This window comes from Mesorhizobium sp. WSM3224, from assembly GCF_000427725.1.
GTDB lineage: Bacteria > Pseudomonadota > Alphaproteobacteria > Rhizobiales > Rhizobiaceae > Mesorhizobium.
Genome location: NZ_ATYO01000001.1, coordinates 702,811 through 718,346 on the forward strand (window position 1 = coordinate 702,811; position 15,536 = coordinate 718,346).

The 15,536-nt window shown below is 63.8% G+C and carries 17 protein-coding genes; 8 read left to right on the forward strand and 9 right to left on the reverse strand.

Annotation, left to right across the window (positions count from 1 at the left end):
- The first annotated feature begins 82 nt into the window (after positions 1-82).
- From YU3_RS0103330 to YU3_RS0103350, 5 genes are all read left to right on the forward strand, one after another.
- The gene (locus YU3_RS0103330) at positions 83-601 is read left to right on the forward strand and encodes an RNA polymerase sigma factor (RefSeq protein WP_027164912.1); all 519 of its coding nucleotides are present in this window, start codon (positions 83-85) and stop codon (positions 599-601) included.
- Positions 598-1,392 carry an anti-sigma factor gene (locus tag YU3_RS0103335; protein ID WP_027164913.1) on the forward strand — a complete coding sequence of 265 codons (795 nt, stop codon included), beginning with the start codon at positions 598-600 and terminating at the stop codon, positions 1,390-1,392. Before YU3_RS0103330 ends, YU3_RS0103335 begins: the two co-directional genes overlap by 4 nt.
- Positions 1,393-1,597: 205 nt before the next feature.
- Positions 1,598-2,695 carry a peptidase C39 family protein gene (locus tag YU3_RS0103340; protein WP_027164914.1) on the forward strand — a complete coding sequence of 366 codons (1,098 nt, stop codon included), beginning with the start codon at positions 1,598-1,600 and terminating at the stop codon, positions 2,693-2,695.
- Between the two features lie 4 nt (positions 2,696-2,699).
- Positions 2,700-4,163, forward strand: coding sequence for a RimK family protein (locus YU3_RS0103345; protein WP_027164915.1), 1,464 nt, complete (start codon positions 2,700-2,702; stop codon positions 4,161-4,163).
- A 37-nt stretch (positions 4,164-4,200) separates the two neighbouring features.
- On the forward strand, positions 4,201-4,473 hold the full coding sequence (locus YU3_RS0103350; protein ID WP_027164916.1) for a DUF3303 family protein: 273 nt from the start codon (positions 4,201-4,203) through the stop codon (positions 4,471-4,473).
- Between the two features lie 15 nt (positions 4,474-4,488).
- On the opposite strand, the gene YU3_RS0103355 is transcribed toward YU3_RS0103350, so the two are convergent.
- Positions 4,489-4,899, reverse strand: a complete 411-nt coding sequence (locus YU3_RS0103355; protein ID WP_027164917.1) for a RidA family protein — start codon at positions 4,897-4,899, stop codon at positions 4,489-4,491.
- An 82-nt stretch (positions 4,900-4,981) separates the two neighbouring features.
- Complete coding sequence (locus YU3_RS0103360) at positions 4,982-5,911, reverse strand: LysR substrate-binding domain-containing protein (RefSeq protein ID WP_027164918.1); 930 nt, start codon at positions 5,909-5,911, stop codon at positions 4,982-4,984.
- Between the two features lie 84 nt (positions 5,912-5,995).
- On the opposite strand from YU3_RS0103360, the gene YU3_RS0103365 reads away from it, so the two are divergent.
- Positions 5,996-6,913 carry a fatty acid desaturase family protein gene (locus YU3_RS0103365; protein WP_036257729.1) on the forward strand — a complete coding sequence of 306 codons (918 nt, stop codon included), beginning with the start codon at positions 5,996-5,998 and terminating at the stop codon, positions 6,911-6,913.
- 22 nt (positions 6,914-6,935) lie between these two features.
- Here the strand turns inward: YU3_RS0103365 and YU3_RS0103370 are convergent, their stop codons facing one another.
- The 3 genes from YU3_RS0103370 to YU3_RS0103380 form a co-directional block, all read right to left on the reverse strand.
- Complete coding sequence (locus tag YU3_RS0103370) at positions 6,936-9,077, reverse strand: EAL domain-containing protein (RefSeq protein ID WP_027164920.1); 2,142 nt, start codon at positions 9,075-9,077, stop codon at positions 6,936-6,938.
- A gap of 168 nt (positions 9,078-9,245) precedes the next feature.
- Positions 9,246-9,884 (reverse strand): HD family hydrolase, encoded by a 639-nt coding sequence (locus YU3_RS0103375; RefSeq protein ID WP_027164921.1) that lies wholly within the window; start codon positions 9,882-9,884, stop codon positions 9,246-9,248.
- On the reverse strand, positions 9,884-10,747 hold the full coding sequence (locus YU3_RS0103380) for a folate-binding protein YgfZ (protein ID WP_027164922.1): 864 nt from the start codon (positions 10,745-10,747) through the stop codon (positions 9,884-9,886). Before YU3_RS0103380 ends, YU3_RS0103375 begins: the two co-directional genes overlap by 1 nt.
- 85 nt (positions 10,748-10,832) lie before the next feature.
- Between YU3_RS0103380 and YU3_RS0103385 the strand changes: the two genes are divergently transcribed.
- Positions 10,833-12,164 (forward strand): dihydroorotase, encoded by a 1,332-nt coding sequence (locus YU3_RS0103385; RefSeq protein ID WP_027164923.1) that lies wholly within the window; start codon positions 10,833-10,835, stop codon positions 12,162-12,164.
- Positions 12,165-12,243: 79 nt separating this feature from the next.
- On the opposite strand, the gene YU3_RS0103390 is transcribed toward YU3_RS0103385, so the two are convergent.
- From YU3_RS0103390 to YU3_RS0103405, 4 genes are all read right to left on the reverse strand, one after another.
- Positions 12,244-13,035, reverse strand: coding sequence for a hypothetical protein (locus YU3_RS0103390; RefSeq protein WP_027164924.1), 792 nt, complete (start codon positions 13,033-13,035; stop codon positions 12,244-12,246).
- Positions 13,036-13,163: 128 nt separating this feature from the next.
- Positions 13,164-13,421 (reverse strand): hypothetical protein, encoded by a 258-nt coding sequence (locus YU3_RS0103395; protein WP_027164925.1) that lies wholly within the window; start codon positions 13,419-13,421, stop codon positions 13,164-13,166.
- A 356-nt stretch (positions 13,422-13,777) separates the two neighbouring features.
- Positions 13,778-14,155, reverse strand: a complete 378-nt coding sequence (locus tag YU3_RS0103400; protein ID WP_027164926.1) for a TIGR02301 family protein — start codon at positions 14,153-14,155, stop codon at positions 13,778-13,780.
- 71 nt (positions 14,156-14,226) lie between these two features.
- Positions 14,227-14,652: an NUDIX hydrolase gene (locus YU3_RS0103405; protein ID WP_027164927.1), complete on the reverse strand. Its 426-nt coding sequence runs from the start codon at positions 14,650-14,652 to the stop codon at positions 14,227-14,229.
- A 119-nt stretch (positions 14,653-14,771) separates the two neighbouring features.
- Between YU3_RS0103405 and YU3_RS0103410 the strand changes: the two genes are divergently transcribed.
- Positions 14,772-15,533 carry an SOS response-associated peptidase gene (locus YU3_RS0103410; RefSeq protein WP_027164928.1) on the forward strand — a complete coding sequence of 254 codons (762 nt, stop codon included), beginning with the start codon at positions 14,772-14,774 and terminating at the stop codon, positions 15,531-15,533.
- The last annotated feature ends 3 nt before the right edge of the window (positions 15,534-15,536 follow it).

Here is a 15,536-nt window from a genome sequence, read left to right on the forward strand (position 1 = left end):
GAGCCGCTTGGCGCTGACTGCTTGCACCGCGCCGGGAAGGCGCGTTCTATCGGAATGGAAAGCGACCTCGAAACAAGCGGTCATGGACGACAAGAAGGCAGCGATCCTGAGCGAAATACCGCGGTTGCGGCGCTATGCGCGCTCGCTGCTGCGCGACCGCGATTCCGCCGACGACCTCGTCCAGGATTGCCTGGAGCGGGCACTTCTGCGGCTCGACAACTGGCAGACTGGAGAGAGCCCCCGGAGGTGGCTGTTTACGATCATGCATCACTTGTTCATCGACCAGATGCGCAAGGTCAACCGGCGCGGCGAGGCGGCGATACTGCCTCTCGAAGCCGGTGAAGCCCAAGCCGCGCCCGCCGATCAGGTCGAAACCATCGCCTCGCGCGAGATCATGGATGCCTTGCAGGCGATCAGCCCCGATCGCCGCGCGGCATTGGTGATGGTCGCCATCGAGGGCTTTTCCTATGCCGAGGCCGCCAACATCCTTGGCGTGCCGGCCGGTACGCTGATGTCGCGCATCGCGCGCGGCCGCGAGGAACTGCGCGGCCTGCTCGAGGACACATCGCGCCGCCGCTCGATAAGGATCGTCGAGAAATGACCCGCCGCGATTTTTCCGAACGCGATATCCACATGGCCCTCGACGGCGAACTGCCGGGCGAGGAGCGCATGGCTTATGACGCCTGGCTCGAGGCCAATCCCGAGATGAAGGCGAGGTCCGCGCGCTATATCGCCGATCGCGCCGCCATGCGCGCCGCCTTCGCGGGCGTGATCGACGAGCCGGTGCCGGCGAGGCTTCGGCAGGTAGTGTTCGGCGAGATGCCCGCGAAAGCGCCCGCCTGGCGCTCGCGCTGGTGGCTGTCGGCTGCCGCTGCCGTGGTGCTGGCGCTCGGTGGGTTCGGCGGCTACGTCGCCGGCATCGATAGCGCCAGCCGTGGTGGCGATGGCGACGACAAGCTCGCCGAGCAGGCGATCGCCGCTCATGTCATCTACGCCGCCGAAAAGCGCCATGCCGTCGAGGTGCCGGCAAGCGACAAGGACCACCTCCAGACCTGGCTGTCGAATCGCGTCGGGCTGAAGCTGGTTGCGCCCGACCTCGCGGCCGAGGGCTTCGAGCTGATCGGCGGCCGGCTGCTGCCGGCCGGTGAGCAAGGCAAGGCGGCGATGCTGCTCTACGAGGATGCGAAGGGCGAGCGGATTTCGCTCTTCGTCACCGCCGAATCGTCCGCGACGTCGAAGGGCACCTACACGGCTGAGGGGGGCGGGCCCGAGGCGGTCTACTGGCTCGACAAGGGCTACGCCTGCGCTGTCGTCGGCTCGTTGCCGCCGGAGCGGCTGTCGGATGTCGCAAAGAGCGCTTACGGCCAGCTCCTGGCCGGCATATCGAGCTGAACCGGCTGCGTTTTTCGCGGCCGGTCTTGCTTTGAGCGGCAATTCTGTTCAAACACTTTGCCCTTTCCTGCCGTGGCGGAAACTGTCACAATTAGGCCCTAATCAAGGAGCGATAGCGCTTGATGGACACCGGCGTTTCGGCCAGTGTTCGCGACGCATCCACCGGGGCCGTTTCCACACCCAATCGAGGTTCTCCCAAGCCCGTATGCCTGCCGAGATTCGCAAGGCCCGTGCGTCAGACGTCGATGACCTCGCCGCCATCGAGAAGGCGGTGTTTCCGGGCGACCGGCTGTCGCGGCGTTCCTTCCGTCAGTTCATCGAACGCGAGACCGCCGAGATGCTGGTGGCTGAAAACGAGGGCCGTGTCGCCGGCTATGCGGTGGTGCTGTTTCGCAAGGGCAGCGGCGTGGCGCGGCTCTATTCCATCGCCGTCGGTCCCTTTTTCGGCGGGCTCGGCATCGGCCGCGTCCTGTTGGCAGCCGCCGAGGACGCGGCCTTCGAGCATGACCGCCTGTTGCTGCGGCTTGAGGTGCGCGAGGACAATGACCGCGCCATCCGCATCTACGAGCAGGCCGGCTACCGGAAACTAGGCCGCGAGCCCGATTATTACGAGGATGGCGCGACGGCGCTTCGCTACGAAAAGACGCTGCGCGGCGACACACCCACGGCGACCAAAGTTCCATTCTACCAGCAGACCTGTGAGTTCACTTGCGGTCCGTGCTGCCTGATGATGGCGATGGCCAATTTCGACCGCGGCTTCGTGCCCGATCCGGTGATGGAGATCCGCCTCTGGCGCGAGGCCACCACCGTCTTCATGATGTCGGGTCCTGGCGGCTGCGAGCCTTTCGGCCTGGCGGTCTCCGGCTACGAGAGCGGGCTTGCCGCCGAGATATTCGTCTCCTTTTACGGCGCGCTGTTCCTGCAGTCGGTGCGCAGCGAGGACAAGCGCCGGGTGATGGAGCTGGCCCAGGTCGATTTCCGCCGCCGTGCCGAACTTTACGGCATTCCGGTCAATTACCGTCCGTTCGGCATCGGCGATATCCGTGACGCTCTGGCCGAGGGCAAGCTGGTGGTTGTGCTGATCAGCGGCTTCCTTATGTTCGGCAAGAAGGTGCCGCATTGGGTGCTGGCCATCGGCGACGATGGCGACCATATCCTGATCCACGATCCCTGGGTCGAGGACGAAAGGCAGGAGACGATCCTCGATGCCGCGAACATTCCGGTGCCCTACGACATCTTTATGAACATGGCGCAGTTTGGCCGCGACGGTTTGCGCGCCGCCATCACTCTGGGAAAACGCTGAGACAATGACCTGGGTTATCCTGACAGGCAGGCAGAACGATCTCGATCAGGTTGCCACCCCCCACAAGATCATCACCAACCGCGACTACCTCGCACATCCGGCGCTGTTCCGCGGTCAGCGGCCGAAGGTGATCAACCTTTCGAACAATTACGGCTATCAGAGCCGCGGCTACTACGCATCGCTGCTCGCGGGCTCGCGCGGCCATAGGGTGATCCCGACCGTCGAGACCATGATCGACCTCTCGGAGCGCAAGCTTTACGAGCACGCGCTGCCGGAACTCGAACTTGCCCTGAACAAATGCCGCAAGGACCTCGGCGGGACTTTCCCGGCGAAGGTCGCGATTTTCTTCGGCATCGGTCCGTCGAAAGTATGGGACCGTTTCGCCAAGCTGTTGTTCGACTGGTTCCGTGCCCCGGCGCTCGAGGTCCATATCAAGGACAGCGCCGAATGGGCCTCGATCCGCAAGATCGGCTTCCTGCCGCTCGCCCGCATGACCGACGACGAGGATGAGTTCTTCCTGCAGTGCCTGGACACCTACACCAATCGCGAATGGCGCGACACCAAGGGCCGCACGCCGGCGCGCTATACGTTTGCCACGCTGGTCGACCCGCATGAGGAATTGCCTCCGTCGGAGATTTCCTCGCTGCGCTACTGGGCGAGGATCGCCGAGAAGATGGGCGTCGAGGTCGAGCCGATCACCAGGAAGGATCTCGCCAAGCTCGCCAATTACGACGCGCTGTTCATCCGCGAGACCACGTCGATCTCCAACCATACCTACCGCTTCGCGCGCCGTGCCCAGCAGGAAGGCATGCCGGTGATCGACGATCCGCTGTCGATGATCCGCTGCACCAACAAGGTCTATCTCAACGAGTTGATGACCTACAACAAGGTGCCCGTGCCGCCGACGGTGATGATCGCCGGTACCTCCGATCTGGAGCTCGCGGCGCAGACACTGGGTTTTCCGCTGGTCTTGAAGATCCCGGATTCGTCCTTCTCGCGCGGCGTAAAGAAATGCGAAAATCTGGCTGAGCTGACCAAGCTCGCGACCGAGTGGCTGGACGATTCGGATCTGCTGATCGCGCAGAAATTCATCCCGACCGAATATGACTGGCGCGTCGGCGTGCTCGGCGGCCAGCCGCTGTTTGCCGTGCATTATCTGATGGCGAAGAAGCACTGGCAGATCGTCAACCACAAGGCCAGCGGCAAGCCCGACCAGGGCGGCATCAAGACCTTCACGCTGAAGCAGACGCCGCCGCATGTCGTCGAGACGGCGGTCCGGGCGGCAAAGTGCATCGGCGACGGGCTCTACGGCGTCGACCTCAAGGAGACCAAGGACGGGGTCTTCGTCATCGAGGTCAACGACAATCCCAATCTCGACCATGGCTGGGAGGATTCCGGCGAGAAGGACGAGCTGTGGGTGCGATTGACGCAGTGGTTCCTGGAACGCCTGGAGCGGCCGGACAAATAGCGGCCGGAGAACCAACCGCCTGATTTGAGGAAACAAAATGCTGTTTTTCGTGATCGAGGATTTTCACGGCTCGGACCGCAAGGAGATCTACCGCCGCTTCCGCGACAAGGGTCGGCTGAAGCCGGATGAACTTGTCGTGCATCACAGCTGGATCGCCGGCGACATGAGCCGCTGCTTCATGCTGGTGGAAGCCGACGATGCGACGGTGCTTCAGCGCTGGGTCATAGAATGGGCGGATTTGGTCGAGTTCGAGATCGTTCCCGTTGCCGGTAGCAAGGACATGGTGGCGGCCTTGGCCGGCCACCTCTGAATCGATGATGGCCAGCTAGCTGCTGCTGGCCCCGTCGATGACCGCTATCGCGTCGACCTCTATGAGATAGCCTGGGGACATGATCGCCACCCCGACAATCACATTCGCTGGCTTGTGATCTCCAAACACCGAAATCTGCGCGTCTTCGATGATCGGAACGTGCTCATCGCGGTTGTAGTCAACGATGTAGATCGTGATCTTGCAGACTTGGTCTTGCCGGGCACCCGCCGCACTGAGCGCTCGGCCGAGATTGCCAAACGCCAGGCGTGCTTGCGCCGCAAAATCACCATGCCCGACGAGCTTGCCGTTTATGTCTTCGGGCTGCTGACCCGAGATGAATACCAGCTTGGACCCCGTCGCGACGACAACCTGTGTGTACATCTCTGGAACCGGCAGGTCACTCGGGTTGATGAGTTCAAGCGACATCAAAAATCTCCTGTTTCGTTCAGCTGAAAAGCGAGGCGGGCAGCGAAGGCAAATTAGTGCTCCGTCATCGTAATTCCCTCAATTAATCTTCGAATGACCAGGTGCCGAGCGCAGGTGATTTGACTGCGCGCACGCATTCCCCGATCAGCCATTCCCGGAACGCCGCCACGATATCGCGCCTTGCGCTGCGTTCAGGGATCGTCAGGCAATAGGGTTGGCGCAACTCCAGGGATCGGGCGGCGGGCCGGAGCAAACGGCCGTCTTCCAGTGCCTGGGCGCAGTAGACGCCTTGCGCCAGCGCCACGCCCAGTCCTGAAATGGCGAGATCGAGCGCTGCGCGCGACGAGTTGGCTGAAAGGCCGCGCTGTAGCATGCGCCCCAACTCGCTCCCCGCTGCCTCGAACCAGTTGCGCCAGGATGGAAAGGACGCCCCGGTCGGTCCCCAATCGGTGTGGATGAGCGGCAGGCCGGCAAGGCCGGCGGATCCGGTCGCGCTTGCGAGCATCGGCGCGCAGACGGGATAGACGGCGTCCCTGACGATCTCTTCCGTCGGGTGCTCGCGGTAGTGCGGACCGTAGGAGAGGCGGATGTCGATCAATTCATGATCGAACGGCACCGGATCGTCGTCGCCTCTGAGCGATATGTCGGCGGCGCCATGGTCGGCGACGAAGCCGGCGATGCGCTCCGAAAGCCAGCCCATCGCCATCGAGGGCGGCACCGAAACGACGAGCCTTGGCCGGAACGCATCGCCGCCGACATCGCGCGCGACGCTGCCGATTTCCCGGAAGGCCATGCTGAGCCTGGGCAGCATCTCCACCCCGGCCTCGGTAAGCACCGCGCGCCGGTTGACCCGGTGGAACAGTTGCCGTCCCATCTGTTCCTCGACGGTGCGGATAAGCTGGCTGACGGCCGCGGCCGAAACCGACAGCTCCTCCGCCGCGGCCGCAAAGCTGCCCGTGCGGGCCGCCGCTTCGAAGGCCTGAAGTCCGCGCAAGGAGGGAAGGGCGACCATCGCGATCCAAAAGATAAGGTAACCTTATCTATTTTGCAGAAATCCTCGTTTTTCGAAAGGTTTCTTTCTCGGTATCGTGATCTCATGAACGCAATCGACCACGACGCAACCGTCGACCATCGCCACGTGATAGCGTCGCTGACGAATGAGGAGCGCGGCCGGCTGACGGGCAAATCGGATGAGCCGGGCCTTGTCCGGTTCGCCCTCCATCTCGGCGCGATCATCGTTCTCGGCGCGCTGATCGCGGCACAAGTGCCGTTCTGGCCGGTCCTGATGCTGCCGCAGGGCGTCCTGATCGTGTTCCTGTTCACACTGCTGCATGAAACCGTGCACAGGACGGCGTTCGAAACGCAGTGGCTGAACGATATCGTCGCGCGTTTCTGCAGCCTGGCGATCGCGCTGCCCGCCGACTGGTTCCGCTACTTCCACTTCGCCCATCACCGCTTCACCCAGGATCCCGAGAACGATCCGGAGCTGGCCTTCCCGAAGCCCGAAACCTTGCGGCAATACATCGTCCACGTCTCCGGGCTGCCGGTGTGGTGGGGTAATTTCAAGACGCTCTACACCAATGCGACCGGTGGCTGTCGGGACAGTTACGTGCCGCCGAAGGGTCTGCCGAAAGTGAAGGCCGAGGCGCGGGCGATGATCGCCTTCTATGTCGTCCTGCTGGCGCTTGCCGTCTGGTTCAAGGCGTCGGTGCTGCTCTATGTCTGGATCGCGCCGGCGCTGCTCGGCCAGCCTTTCCTGCGGCTCTATCTGCTGGCCGAGCATGGACGCTGTCCCTTCGTCGCCAACATGCTGGAAAACACCCGCACGACGCTGACCAACTGGTTCGTGCGCAAGCTCGCCTGGAACATGCCTTATCATGCCGAGCACCACGCCTATCCCGGCGTGCCGTTCCACAAGCTGCCGGAATTCCACCGGCTGATCGAGCGCCATCTGAAGGTCGTCGAGCCCGGCTATGTGAGCTTCCACGAGAAATACATCGAGACGCTGCGCTGATTGGCGAGCGGAAGGTTCGACGTCAGCCCGAGTGGCGCAGCAGCGCCTCCGAGCGCAGCAGCCTGCCCATGTCGGAGGCCTTGGTCGGCATGCCGATCAGATAGCCTTGCGCCTCGCCGCAGCCGGCCTTGCGCAGCGTGTCGAGCTGCGCTTCGGTCTCGACGCCCTCGGCGGTGACGGTGATGCCGAGCTCTGCGCCTAGTCCGATCACGGTGCGCACGATCGCGGCGGTGTCGCGCTTGTCGAGATCGCGGATGAACGAGCGGTCGATCTTGATCTTGTCGACGGGGAAGCGTCGCAGATAGCCGAGCGAGGAATAGCCGGTGCCGAAATCGTCGAGCGCGATGCGCACTCCGAGGCCGCGCAACTGGCTCAGCGTCTTCAGCACCGCGTCGCTTTCGTCCATCATCACCGTTTCGGTGATTTCGAGCTCCAGGCGGTCGGCCGGCAGGCCGGAAAAGGCAAGCGCTGAGATCACGCTGCGGGCGAAGCCGCCGCTCTTGATCTGCGCGGCCGAGACGTTGACGGCCATGCGCATGTCCCGCGGCCAATGGGCCGCCACGTTGCAAGCCTTGCGCAGCGCCCAGTCGCCGAGTTGCACGATCAGCCCGGTCTCCTCGGCGACGGGAATGAAGTTCTCCGGCGGCACCAGGCCGCGCGCCGGCGAGTGCCAGCGCATCAGGGCTTCCGCGCCGACCATTCTGCCGGAGCCGATATTGAGGATCGGCTGGAAATCGAGCTCGAATTCGCGCTTGGAGAGCGCTGCTTCGAGTTCGACTTCAAGCGCACGGCGCTCCCGCATCAGGGCATCCATGCCCGGCTCGAAGAAGCGATAGACGTTACGTCCTTGGCTCTTGCCCCGGTAGAGCGCCATGTCGGCGTTGGTGAGCAGCGTGTCGGCATCGCGTCCGTCGCCGGGATAGAGCGCGATGCCGAGGCTGACGCCCACATGCATTTCGCGCCCCTTGTCGCGATAGGGCTTGCCGACGATCTCGACGATGCGCTTGGCGAGTTTTTCGGCGTCGGCAACACTCTTGATGCCGAACTGGATGATGGCGAACTCGTCGCCGCCGAAGCGGGCCACCACGTCCTTGCTGCTGCGCACGGAATGCTGCAGCCGCTTGGCGACGCATTTCAGCAGCCAGTCTCCGGCCGGGTGGCCGAACGTGTCGTTGACGGCCTTGAAGCGGTCGAGGTCGAGCGAGAGGATCGCCAGCGGCTGGGCCTTGGCCTCGCCAAGCGCCTGATCCAGGCGTTCGCGAAACATCGAGCGATTGGGCAGATTGGTCAGCGTGTCGTGATGCGCAAGATGCGTCATGCGCTCTTCGGCGCGCCGGCGCTCGGTGACATCCTCGAAGGTCGCCACCCACCCGCCGCCGGCGAGCGGACGCCGCAAGACGAAGAGCGTTCGGCCGTCGACCAGTTCGCGATAGCTCGCGCGCGACTGGCCGGCCTCCAGGCTGGCCTTCGTTTTTCCGACTTCAACGTCGATTTCGAGCGGCGCGAAGATGCCGAGGCGAATGAGCTTGTCCAACATCTGGCGGTGCGTCATGCCAAGCGCGAAATCCGACGCCTTGGCGTTGCACAGGTCCAGAAAGCGCTGGTTGCGCACGATGAGGCGGCCCTTGGCGCTGTACATCAGCAGGCCTTGCGACATGTTGGCCAAAGCGGCGTCGAAGCGGCGGTGCTGCTCTTTCAACTCCGCTTCGGCGCGCCGCTCTTCGGTCACATCCTCGTAGATCGACACCCAGCCGCCGACCGCGATCGGCCTGTGCGAAATGACGATGATGCGCCCGTCCGACAGAACTTCCTCATAGGTCGAAGGCTTGGCCCCGTCGATATAAGGCTTGCGGATGGCATAGAGCTCGCTGGCACTCTGCGAGGCGATGCCGATGTCGGCGCTATGCTGCAGAATGTCGAAGAAACGAATGCCAGGCTTCACCACTTCGGCATCCAGGCTGAAGATGTCGATGTAGTTGCGGTTGCAGATGATCATCCGCTCATCGGCGTCGAACATGCACAGCCCATGCGACATGTTCTCGACGGCCGCCTCGAAGCGCTCGTTCTGGGCCCGTAATTCTTCCGCGATCCGCCGTGCCGGATCAGTAGCGGCTGCTCTTCGCTTGCCGGCGACGGAAGAAGTCTTGACATGTGCGCCAGGCATCAGCACGCCTTCGGATCGTGACCGAACGCAATACTGTCCTTGTCGCCGGTTAATTTAGCGTTCTTCTAATGCATGTCGCCCAGAAGTGCGCAGCGGTTCTGGGACAACGACATGCATCAAACAAGACTTTAAAGCGCGTCGCCTGATTCCGTTTCAACGCGACGCGCGTTAAGTGGTTGAATCCATGGCAAGCGAAGACTGGCGCTTGGCCTCAAGCGTCTTGAAACGTTTGAGAAAAGCCGTTTGCGCCCAGGTGACGGATTTTGGCGTGAAGTCGAAGCGGTCAGCGGAGAAGCCGCGCGGCCGGCCAAAGAACTCGGTCGCTTCCGCTGTCGAAAAGCCGGCAAGCAGCGTCGCTTCGTAATAGGCGGCGATCTGGTCGGCGCGCTTGATGTCCTTGCGCAACGTCGCGGCGAGTTCCGCCGGCAACGAGAAACGCAGATGGATGGCGCGTTGCAGGCGCAGCTCGCAGTCTTTGTAGGAGCCGCCCATCACCGATTTGAACGGCGAGATCATGTCGCCGATGACATATTCGGGCGCGTCGTGCAGTAGCGCGGCGAGCCGCGCCTCGGCCGAAGCGGCGGGCGCCAGTTCGCCGTATAGCGCTTCGACCAGCAGCGAATGCTGCGCGACGGAGAAAGCGTGATCGCCGCGGGTCTGGCCGTTCCAGCGGGCGACGCGGGCAAGGCCGTGCGCGATGTCGGCAATCTCGATGTCGAGCGGCGATGGATCCAGCAGGTCGAGCCGACGGCCCGAAAGCATGCGTTGCCAGGCGCGCGGCGGCGCGCCCACCCTGTCGGCCGCCATCAGGCCTCCTCCGCGCTGACAGTGTCCTGCGGGAAGGAGAATTTGGCCCAGGCCGGGATGGTGAGCGTTACCGGAACCTCGCCTGCCACGATCTTTTTGCCGGCATCGACCGCCGCCTTGACGCGGTCGATGCGGGCGATGGCGAGGCCGGTCTTGCCGCTGACCGACCCGAGCGCACCGACAGGCCGGCCGTCGACGGTGAGTTCGGCGCCGGAGGCGGGCATGGCATTTTCGGCGGTGGCGATCAAAACGCGGCGCCGCGCGGTGCCGCGGTGCTGCATGCGCGAGACGACTTCCTGGCCGATATAGCAGCCCTTCTTGAAGCCGACACCGCCGGTTTCGTCGAGCAGAACGTCATGTGGGAAGGCATCGCCAAGCTGGTAGTCGCTGCCGCTTTCGGCGATGCCGTTGGCGATACGCAGCACCTGCCATGCCTCGGGGTCGCCACCGTCCTTTGCTTCGTCGCCATAGGCGCGCCTGACCGCGAGATCGCGAAAGCGCATGTCGGCAAGCGCCGTTGAATCGGAAAGTGAGGCGGTTGAATCATCACCCCATGCGACAGTGACAAACGCCTGATCCTGCTTGGCAATCTCGGCCTTGGCCCTTAGCCGGTAAAGCATCAGCCGGCGCACGAAATCGTCGGCGATGTCGGCCCTGCATTCGAGCCGGAAGCCGTTGTCGCCCGCGCGGGAGATCAGGAAATCGAACAGGATCTTGCCCTGTGGCGAAAGCAGCGCGCCGGGTTTCGCTTCGCCGGGTTGGAGCGTATCGAGATCGGTGGTGAGGATATTCTGTAAGAAATGCTCGGCATCGGGGCCTGAAACGGAAATAAGCGCGTGGTCTTTGAGCTGGGCAAAGGGCATGAGCGTGAAATCGGCCTGATCTTGCAAAACGGACGCTCATTACGTAAGCCGGCCACACTCCCCCCGCAAGAGATTGGACCTGCCCATGGCAACCACCTTCGACCTCATCCTGACAGGCGGCACGGTGGTCAACCATGACGGCGAGGGCCGGCGCGACATCGGCGTGAAGGCCGGACGCATCGCACGGATCGGCGATCTCGGCCGGGCCTCGGCCGGCGAAACCGTCGACTGCACGGGGCTGCACATCCTGCCGGGCGTCGTCGACAGCCAGGTGCATTTCCGCGAACCGGGGCTGGAGCATAAGGAAGATCTGGAAACCGGTTCCCGCGCGGCGGTGCTGGGCGGCGTCACCGCGGTCTTCGAAATGCCCAACACCAATCCGCTGACCACCAGCGAGGCGGCACTCGCCGACAAGGTGCGCCGCGCCACCGGCCGCATGCATTGCGATTTCGCCTTCTGGGTCGGCGGCACGCGCGACAATGCCGGCGATGTCGGCGAATTGGAACGGCTGCCGGGAGCGGCCGGCATCAAAGTGTTCATGGGTTCGTCCACCGGCGACCTTCTGGTCGAGGACGATGAAGGCGTCGCGTCGATCCTGCGCAACACCCGCCGCCGCTCCGCCTTCCATTCGGAGGACGAGTTTCGTCTGCGCGAGCGGTTGGGCGAACGCATAGAGGGCGATCCGTCGTCGCATCCCGTATGGCGCGACGAGGTCACTGCACTTCGGTGCACGGAGCGCCTGGTGCGCATCGCCAAGCAGACGCGCGCGCGCATCCATGTGCTGCACATCTCGACGGCCGAGGAGATCGTCTTCCTCGAACAGCACAAGGATGTCGCGACCTGCGAGGCGACCCCGCATCACCTGACGCTGACGGCTGACGACTATGCGCGGCTCGGCACGCTGATCCAGATGAACCCGCCGGTGCGGGCGGCTCGCCACCGCGACGGCGTCTGGCATGGCATTTCGCAAGGCATCGTCGATGTTCTGGGGTCCGACCACGCGCCGCACACGCTTGTTGAAAAGGCAAAGACCTATCCGGCCTCGCCGTCCGGCATGACCGGGGTGCAGACGCTGGTTCCGATCATGCTCGACCACGTCAACGCCGGCCGGCTCACCTTGCAGCGCTTCGTCGATCTTTCGAGCCACGGTCCGCAGCGCATTTTCGGCATGGCGCGGAAAGGCCGCATCGCCGCCGGCTACGACGCCGATTTCACCGTCGTCGACATGAAGCGGCGCGAGACGATCACGAACGCGCAGGCCGGCTCCAAGGCCGGCTGGACGCCATATGACGGCAAACAGGTCACCGGCTGGCCGGTCGGCACCGTGGTGCGCGGCACGCGCGTCATGTGGGAAGGCGAGATCGTGACACTTGGCCAGGGCAGGGCGGTCGAGTTTTCCGAGGCGCTGCCGGCTTAACTCGCTACCTCCCCCTTGTGGGGAGGTCGGACCAAAGTCCGGTTGGGGTCGGCGCCGCCCACAAGGTGAGAGTAAGCTCTCAATCCCCAGCGACGAAAAACAGCCACTGGCCGGTCGGCGTGATGCCCACGCGGTAGAAGATGTAGGCGCCGAACTGCTTCATGTCGTCATAGTCGCTTGCCGTGACCAGCTTGAACAATTCGACACGCTGCCTGGGGTCGAGCTTGTCGAGCGGCAGGGCGAAGAAATACGGCCAGACATAGAGTTCCTGCGGCGTGCCGGTGTCGACATGGACGTAGCCGGCCGACAGCACCTCTTCCAGGATGGCGAGGATTTCCTGACCGTCGCCGTCGCCGGAAAGGCTCTTGAGGAAGGTGATCGGGTCGCCGTCGATGTCGCCCAGCGACAATTGCGTCATGCCATCGCCTTTGCCGATCAGCGGCCTCAGCTTCTCGATGTCGCCGGCCCGGCAGGCCTCGATGATCAGCCCATGCATGCGCTTGACCGATTCGGGAAGCGTGTTGAGGTCGTAGACGACCGCGGGCGGCGGCGCATCCGGATCGGCGCGTGGGCTGGTGATGCCGCCATTGGCGGGCGGCGTCTCCGGCTGTGACTTATCCGTGTCGTCGGCCGGCTGGCCGCTGCCCGAGGGTTTGGTGCCGGGCCCCTCGGGCATCGGCACGGTGGCTCCAGGCGCCGCACTGTCGCTGCCGGCGGGCGGGTTGACCGGGGAAGGCAGGTCCCCGCGCTGGATCTCGCTCAGCGCGTAGGACGGCGTGCCGGCGAGGCACAAAGGCAACGCCAGGCAGGAAGCGGCGATCAGGATGTCGAGGGCCAGCCCGCGTCGCCGGCCGAACATCGAAAATCTCACCGCTTGTCTCTCCATTGTTACCCGGCCTGATCCGGGCGGCGCCTTGAACGATCAAGCGCATGGGCATGATGCCCAAGCGGCGCGTCCCCGTCAAAAGTCACGATCAAAAGTCGCGATCAAAACAGATGCTAGTGCCTGAGTCGCTCCGGCTCGAACGCGCCGGCGATCACCTTTTCGCGCATGCGGTCGAGCAGCGCGAGCGCGGAGGTCTCGCCATTGGCGCGCAACATCTCGCCGAAAGCCGTCTCCAGCGCCGCCTCGGCGATGATTTCCGGTTCGATGCCAGCCGACAGGCCTTCGGCCCAGGCTTCGCTGTGGCTCTCCACGGCGGTCAGGCGCTTTTCTTCCCTGACCAACGCGTCGATGTCGCTGACACCATGTTCCATTGCGCTGTCCACCTTCTGCAAGCATCGATCCGGCGATGGATCTGGCTTGGCCTGTCAGTTCGTCCGCAATCCCTACTAAGCTTTTGTAAATACGACGTTTTTACGGTCGATATTCACGTTGCGAGCGAGACTGCTCTCAATCGATGCCGAGCTTAGCCGATTAGTCCGGCTCGCGGCACCAAAACCTTCAGTTTGAGTTAATTCCACAATTGCGCGCTAACGTTTCATTAACACTGTTGCGCAAGTGCAACACATGATTGCACCAGAGCGGGACAGGACACAATAAGGCGCGTCACATTGGCGCCGATTGTCGCAAAAAAATCTGCGCAAAACGCGGCGCAGCGGCTGACCCGGCCTCAATTGCCGTAGCGGGAAGCGATATCGCGCGACAATGTCTCGCCTTCCTTCATGTAGCGGGCAATGGCCTCGGTCGCCGAAGGCGTGCATCGGGTGTAGGTGCCGCTGAAAGAGCGATAGCCGCGATTGAAGGAGGCGATGAAACGGGCGCGCCGGCTGGGATCGGGGTTTTCCGACTCGAGCAGCTTTTCCATCTCGACCCGCCATTGGTCGCCCTTCTCGCCGCACAGGTTGCGCAGGAAATGCAGCGACCCAAGCACTTCGGCGAGCCGCATCAGCCCTGGCTCGAAAGGCGACTCGGCGGTGCGCGCCGGGGACGCCGAAACAGCGATGCCGACGGCGAGGCACGCGGCGAGAAGAGGGGAGGCGCGGGTCATCAAAGCCTTGCGATGAAAGGGCAGGGCTTTGTGGCGAAACATTTTGTCGCCCGCAAGGCCATTCTGGATGTTCACCGCCTGGCGCCTTGCGCAGGTCCAAGCAATTCCTCGGCGACCGAGAACACGTCGCCGGCAAGCGGCATCGCGGCCATTTCCGCCAGCGTGTAGAAGGCGGCCGTCTCGGCGTCGTCGCCGGCCACTGGTTCGCCGCCGGCATAGGCCGCGCCGAACACCGTCAGCAGATAGTCGACCGCGTGGTTTTCGCCGCTGCCGTCGATATGGATGACGCGCAGCGGGCGGTAGCCTGTCGCCGCAAGCCCGGTCTCTTCGAACAATTCCCGCGCCGCCGCGGCGGCGAGCGTTTCGCCCGGCTCGACCTTGCCGCCGGGATAGGCGTAGAGCCCTTGCGACGGCGCCCGCGCGCGCTTGACCAGAAGCACCGTCCCGCCGCGCACGACGGCGACGGAGACGGCTGGTATGATCTTGCGCTGTTCCATGGGGTTGCCGAGTTTTTCCGCAGCCTGTTGTGGACCGACCGGCCCGACCGGGTTTTAGCGGTTGCGGCGCGCCGGTTCCATCGCCACTTTCATCGCACATCAATTGACGAGCCAGATACATGTGCGGACGCTTCGCCCTGACCGCCACGCCGGACCAGACCGCCGCCCTGCTTGGCCTTGCCGAGCTGGAGGAATTTCCGGCCCGCTACAACATCGCGCCGACGCAACCGGTGCTGATGGCGCTCGCCGGACCGCAGCGGGAGCCGGGCTCGAACCTGCCGGACCGCCGGGCGATGCTGGTGCGCTGGGGTCTGATTCCAGCCTGGGTCGAGGACACCAAGGCATTTCCGCTGCTCATCAACGCGCGCTCCGAAGGCGTGATGCAAAAGGCTTCTTTCAAGACCGCGATGCGCCACCGTCGCGCTCTTGTGCCGGCCTCCGGCTTTTACGAATGGCAGCAGTCGGGCGGCAAGAAAGGCCAGCCTTACTGGATCCGGCCGAAGCAAGGAGGGGTGATCGCCTTCGCCGGGCTGATCGAGACCTATGCCGAACCGGGCGGCTCGGAAATGGACACCGGCGCGATTCTCACGATCGAGGCCAGCGCCGGCATCGCCCATATCCATGACCGCATGCCGGTGGTGATCGAGGAACGCGACTTCAGCCGCTGGCTCGATTGCCGCACACAGGAGCCGCGCGACGTGCTCGATCTGCTCAAGCCCGCCGAGCCCGATTTCTTCGAAGCGATTGCGGTTTCCGACCTTGTCAACAAGGTCGCCAACACCGGACCGGAGATTCAGGAGCGGGGCGTCATGGGCGAGCGGCCCGAAAAGGTCAGGCGCCAGAAGCCCGGCGCGGACGAAGACCAGATGACCTTATTTTAGCGA

Excerpts from the sequence above, each read along its gene's own strand:
- YU3_RS0103395 (WP_027164925.1), bottom strand. The coding sequence starts at position 13,421 with ATGGAACATGGTGTCAGCGACATCGACGCGTTGGTCAGGGAAGAAAAG.
- YU3_RS0103405 (WP_027164927.1), bottom strand. The coding sequence starts at position 14,652 with ATGGAACAGCGCAAGATCATACCAGCCGTCTCCGTCGCCGTCGTGCGC.
- YU3_RS0103330 (WP_027164912.1), top strand. The coding sequence starts at position 83 with ATGGACGACAAGAAGGCAGCGATCCTGAGCGAAATACCGCGGTTGCGG.
- YU3_RS0103375 (WP_027164921.1), bottom strand. The coding sequence starts at position 9,884 with ATGGCGGCCGACAGGGTGGGCGCGCCGCCGCGCGCCTGGCAACGCATG.
- YU3_RS0103360 (WP_027164918.1), bottom strand. The coding sequence starts at position 5,911 with ATGGTCGCCCTTCCCTCCTTGCGCGGACTTCAGGCCTTCGAAGCGGCG.
- YU3_RS0103345 (WP_027164915.1), top strand. The coding sequence starts at position 2,700 with ATGACCTGGGTTATCCTGACAGGCAGGCAGAACGATCTCGATCAGGTT.
- YU3_RS0103365 (WP_036257729.1), top strand. The coding sequence starts at position 5,996 with ATGAACGCAATCGACCACGACGCAACCGTCGACCATCGCCACGTGATA.
- YU3_RS0103385 (WP_027164923.1), top strand. The coding sequence starts at position 10,833 with ATGGCAACCACCTTCGACCTCATCCTGACAGGCGGCACGGTGGTCAAC.
- YU3_RS0103340 (WP_027164914.1), top strand. The coding sequence starts at position 1,598 with ATGCCTGCCGAGATTCGCAAGGCCCGTGCGTCAGACGTCGATGACCTC.
- YU3_RS0103370 (WP_027164920.1), bottom strand. The coding sequence starts at position 9,077 with ATGCCTGGCGCACATGTCAAGACTTCTTCCGTCGCCGGCAAGCGAAGA.
- YU3_RS0103355 (WP_027164917.1), bottom strand. The coding sequence starts at position 4,899 with ATGTCGCTTGAACTCATCAACCCGAGTGACCTGCCGGTTCCAGAGATG.
- YU3_RS0103410 (WP_027164928.1), top strand. The coding sequence starts at position 14,772 with ATGTGCGGACGCTTCGCCCTGACCGCCACGCCGGACCAGACCGCCGCC.
- YU3_RS0103350 (WP_027164916.1), top strand. The coding sequence starts at position 4,201 with ATGCTGTTTTTCGTGATCGAGGATTTTCACGGCTCGGACCGCAAGGAG.
- YU3_RS0103380 (WP_027164922.1), bottom strand. The coding sequence starts at position 10,747 with ATGCCCTTTGCCCAGCTCAAAGACCACGCGCTTATTTCCGTTTCAGGC.
- YU3_RS0103335 (WP_027164913.1), top strand. The coding sequence starts at position 598 with ATGACCCGCCGCGATTTTTCCGAACGCGATATCCACATGGCCCTCGAC.
- YU3_RS0103400 (WP_027164926.1), bottom strand. The coding sequence starts at position 14,155 with ATGACCCGCGCCTCCCCTCTTCTCGCCGCGTGCCTCGCCGTCGGCATC.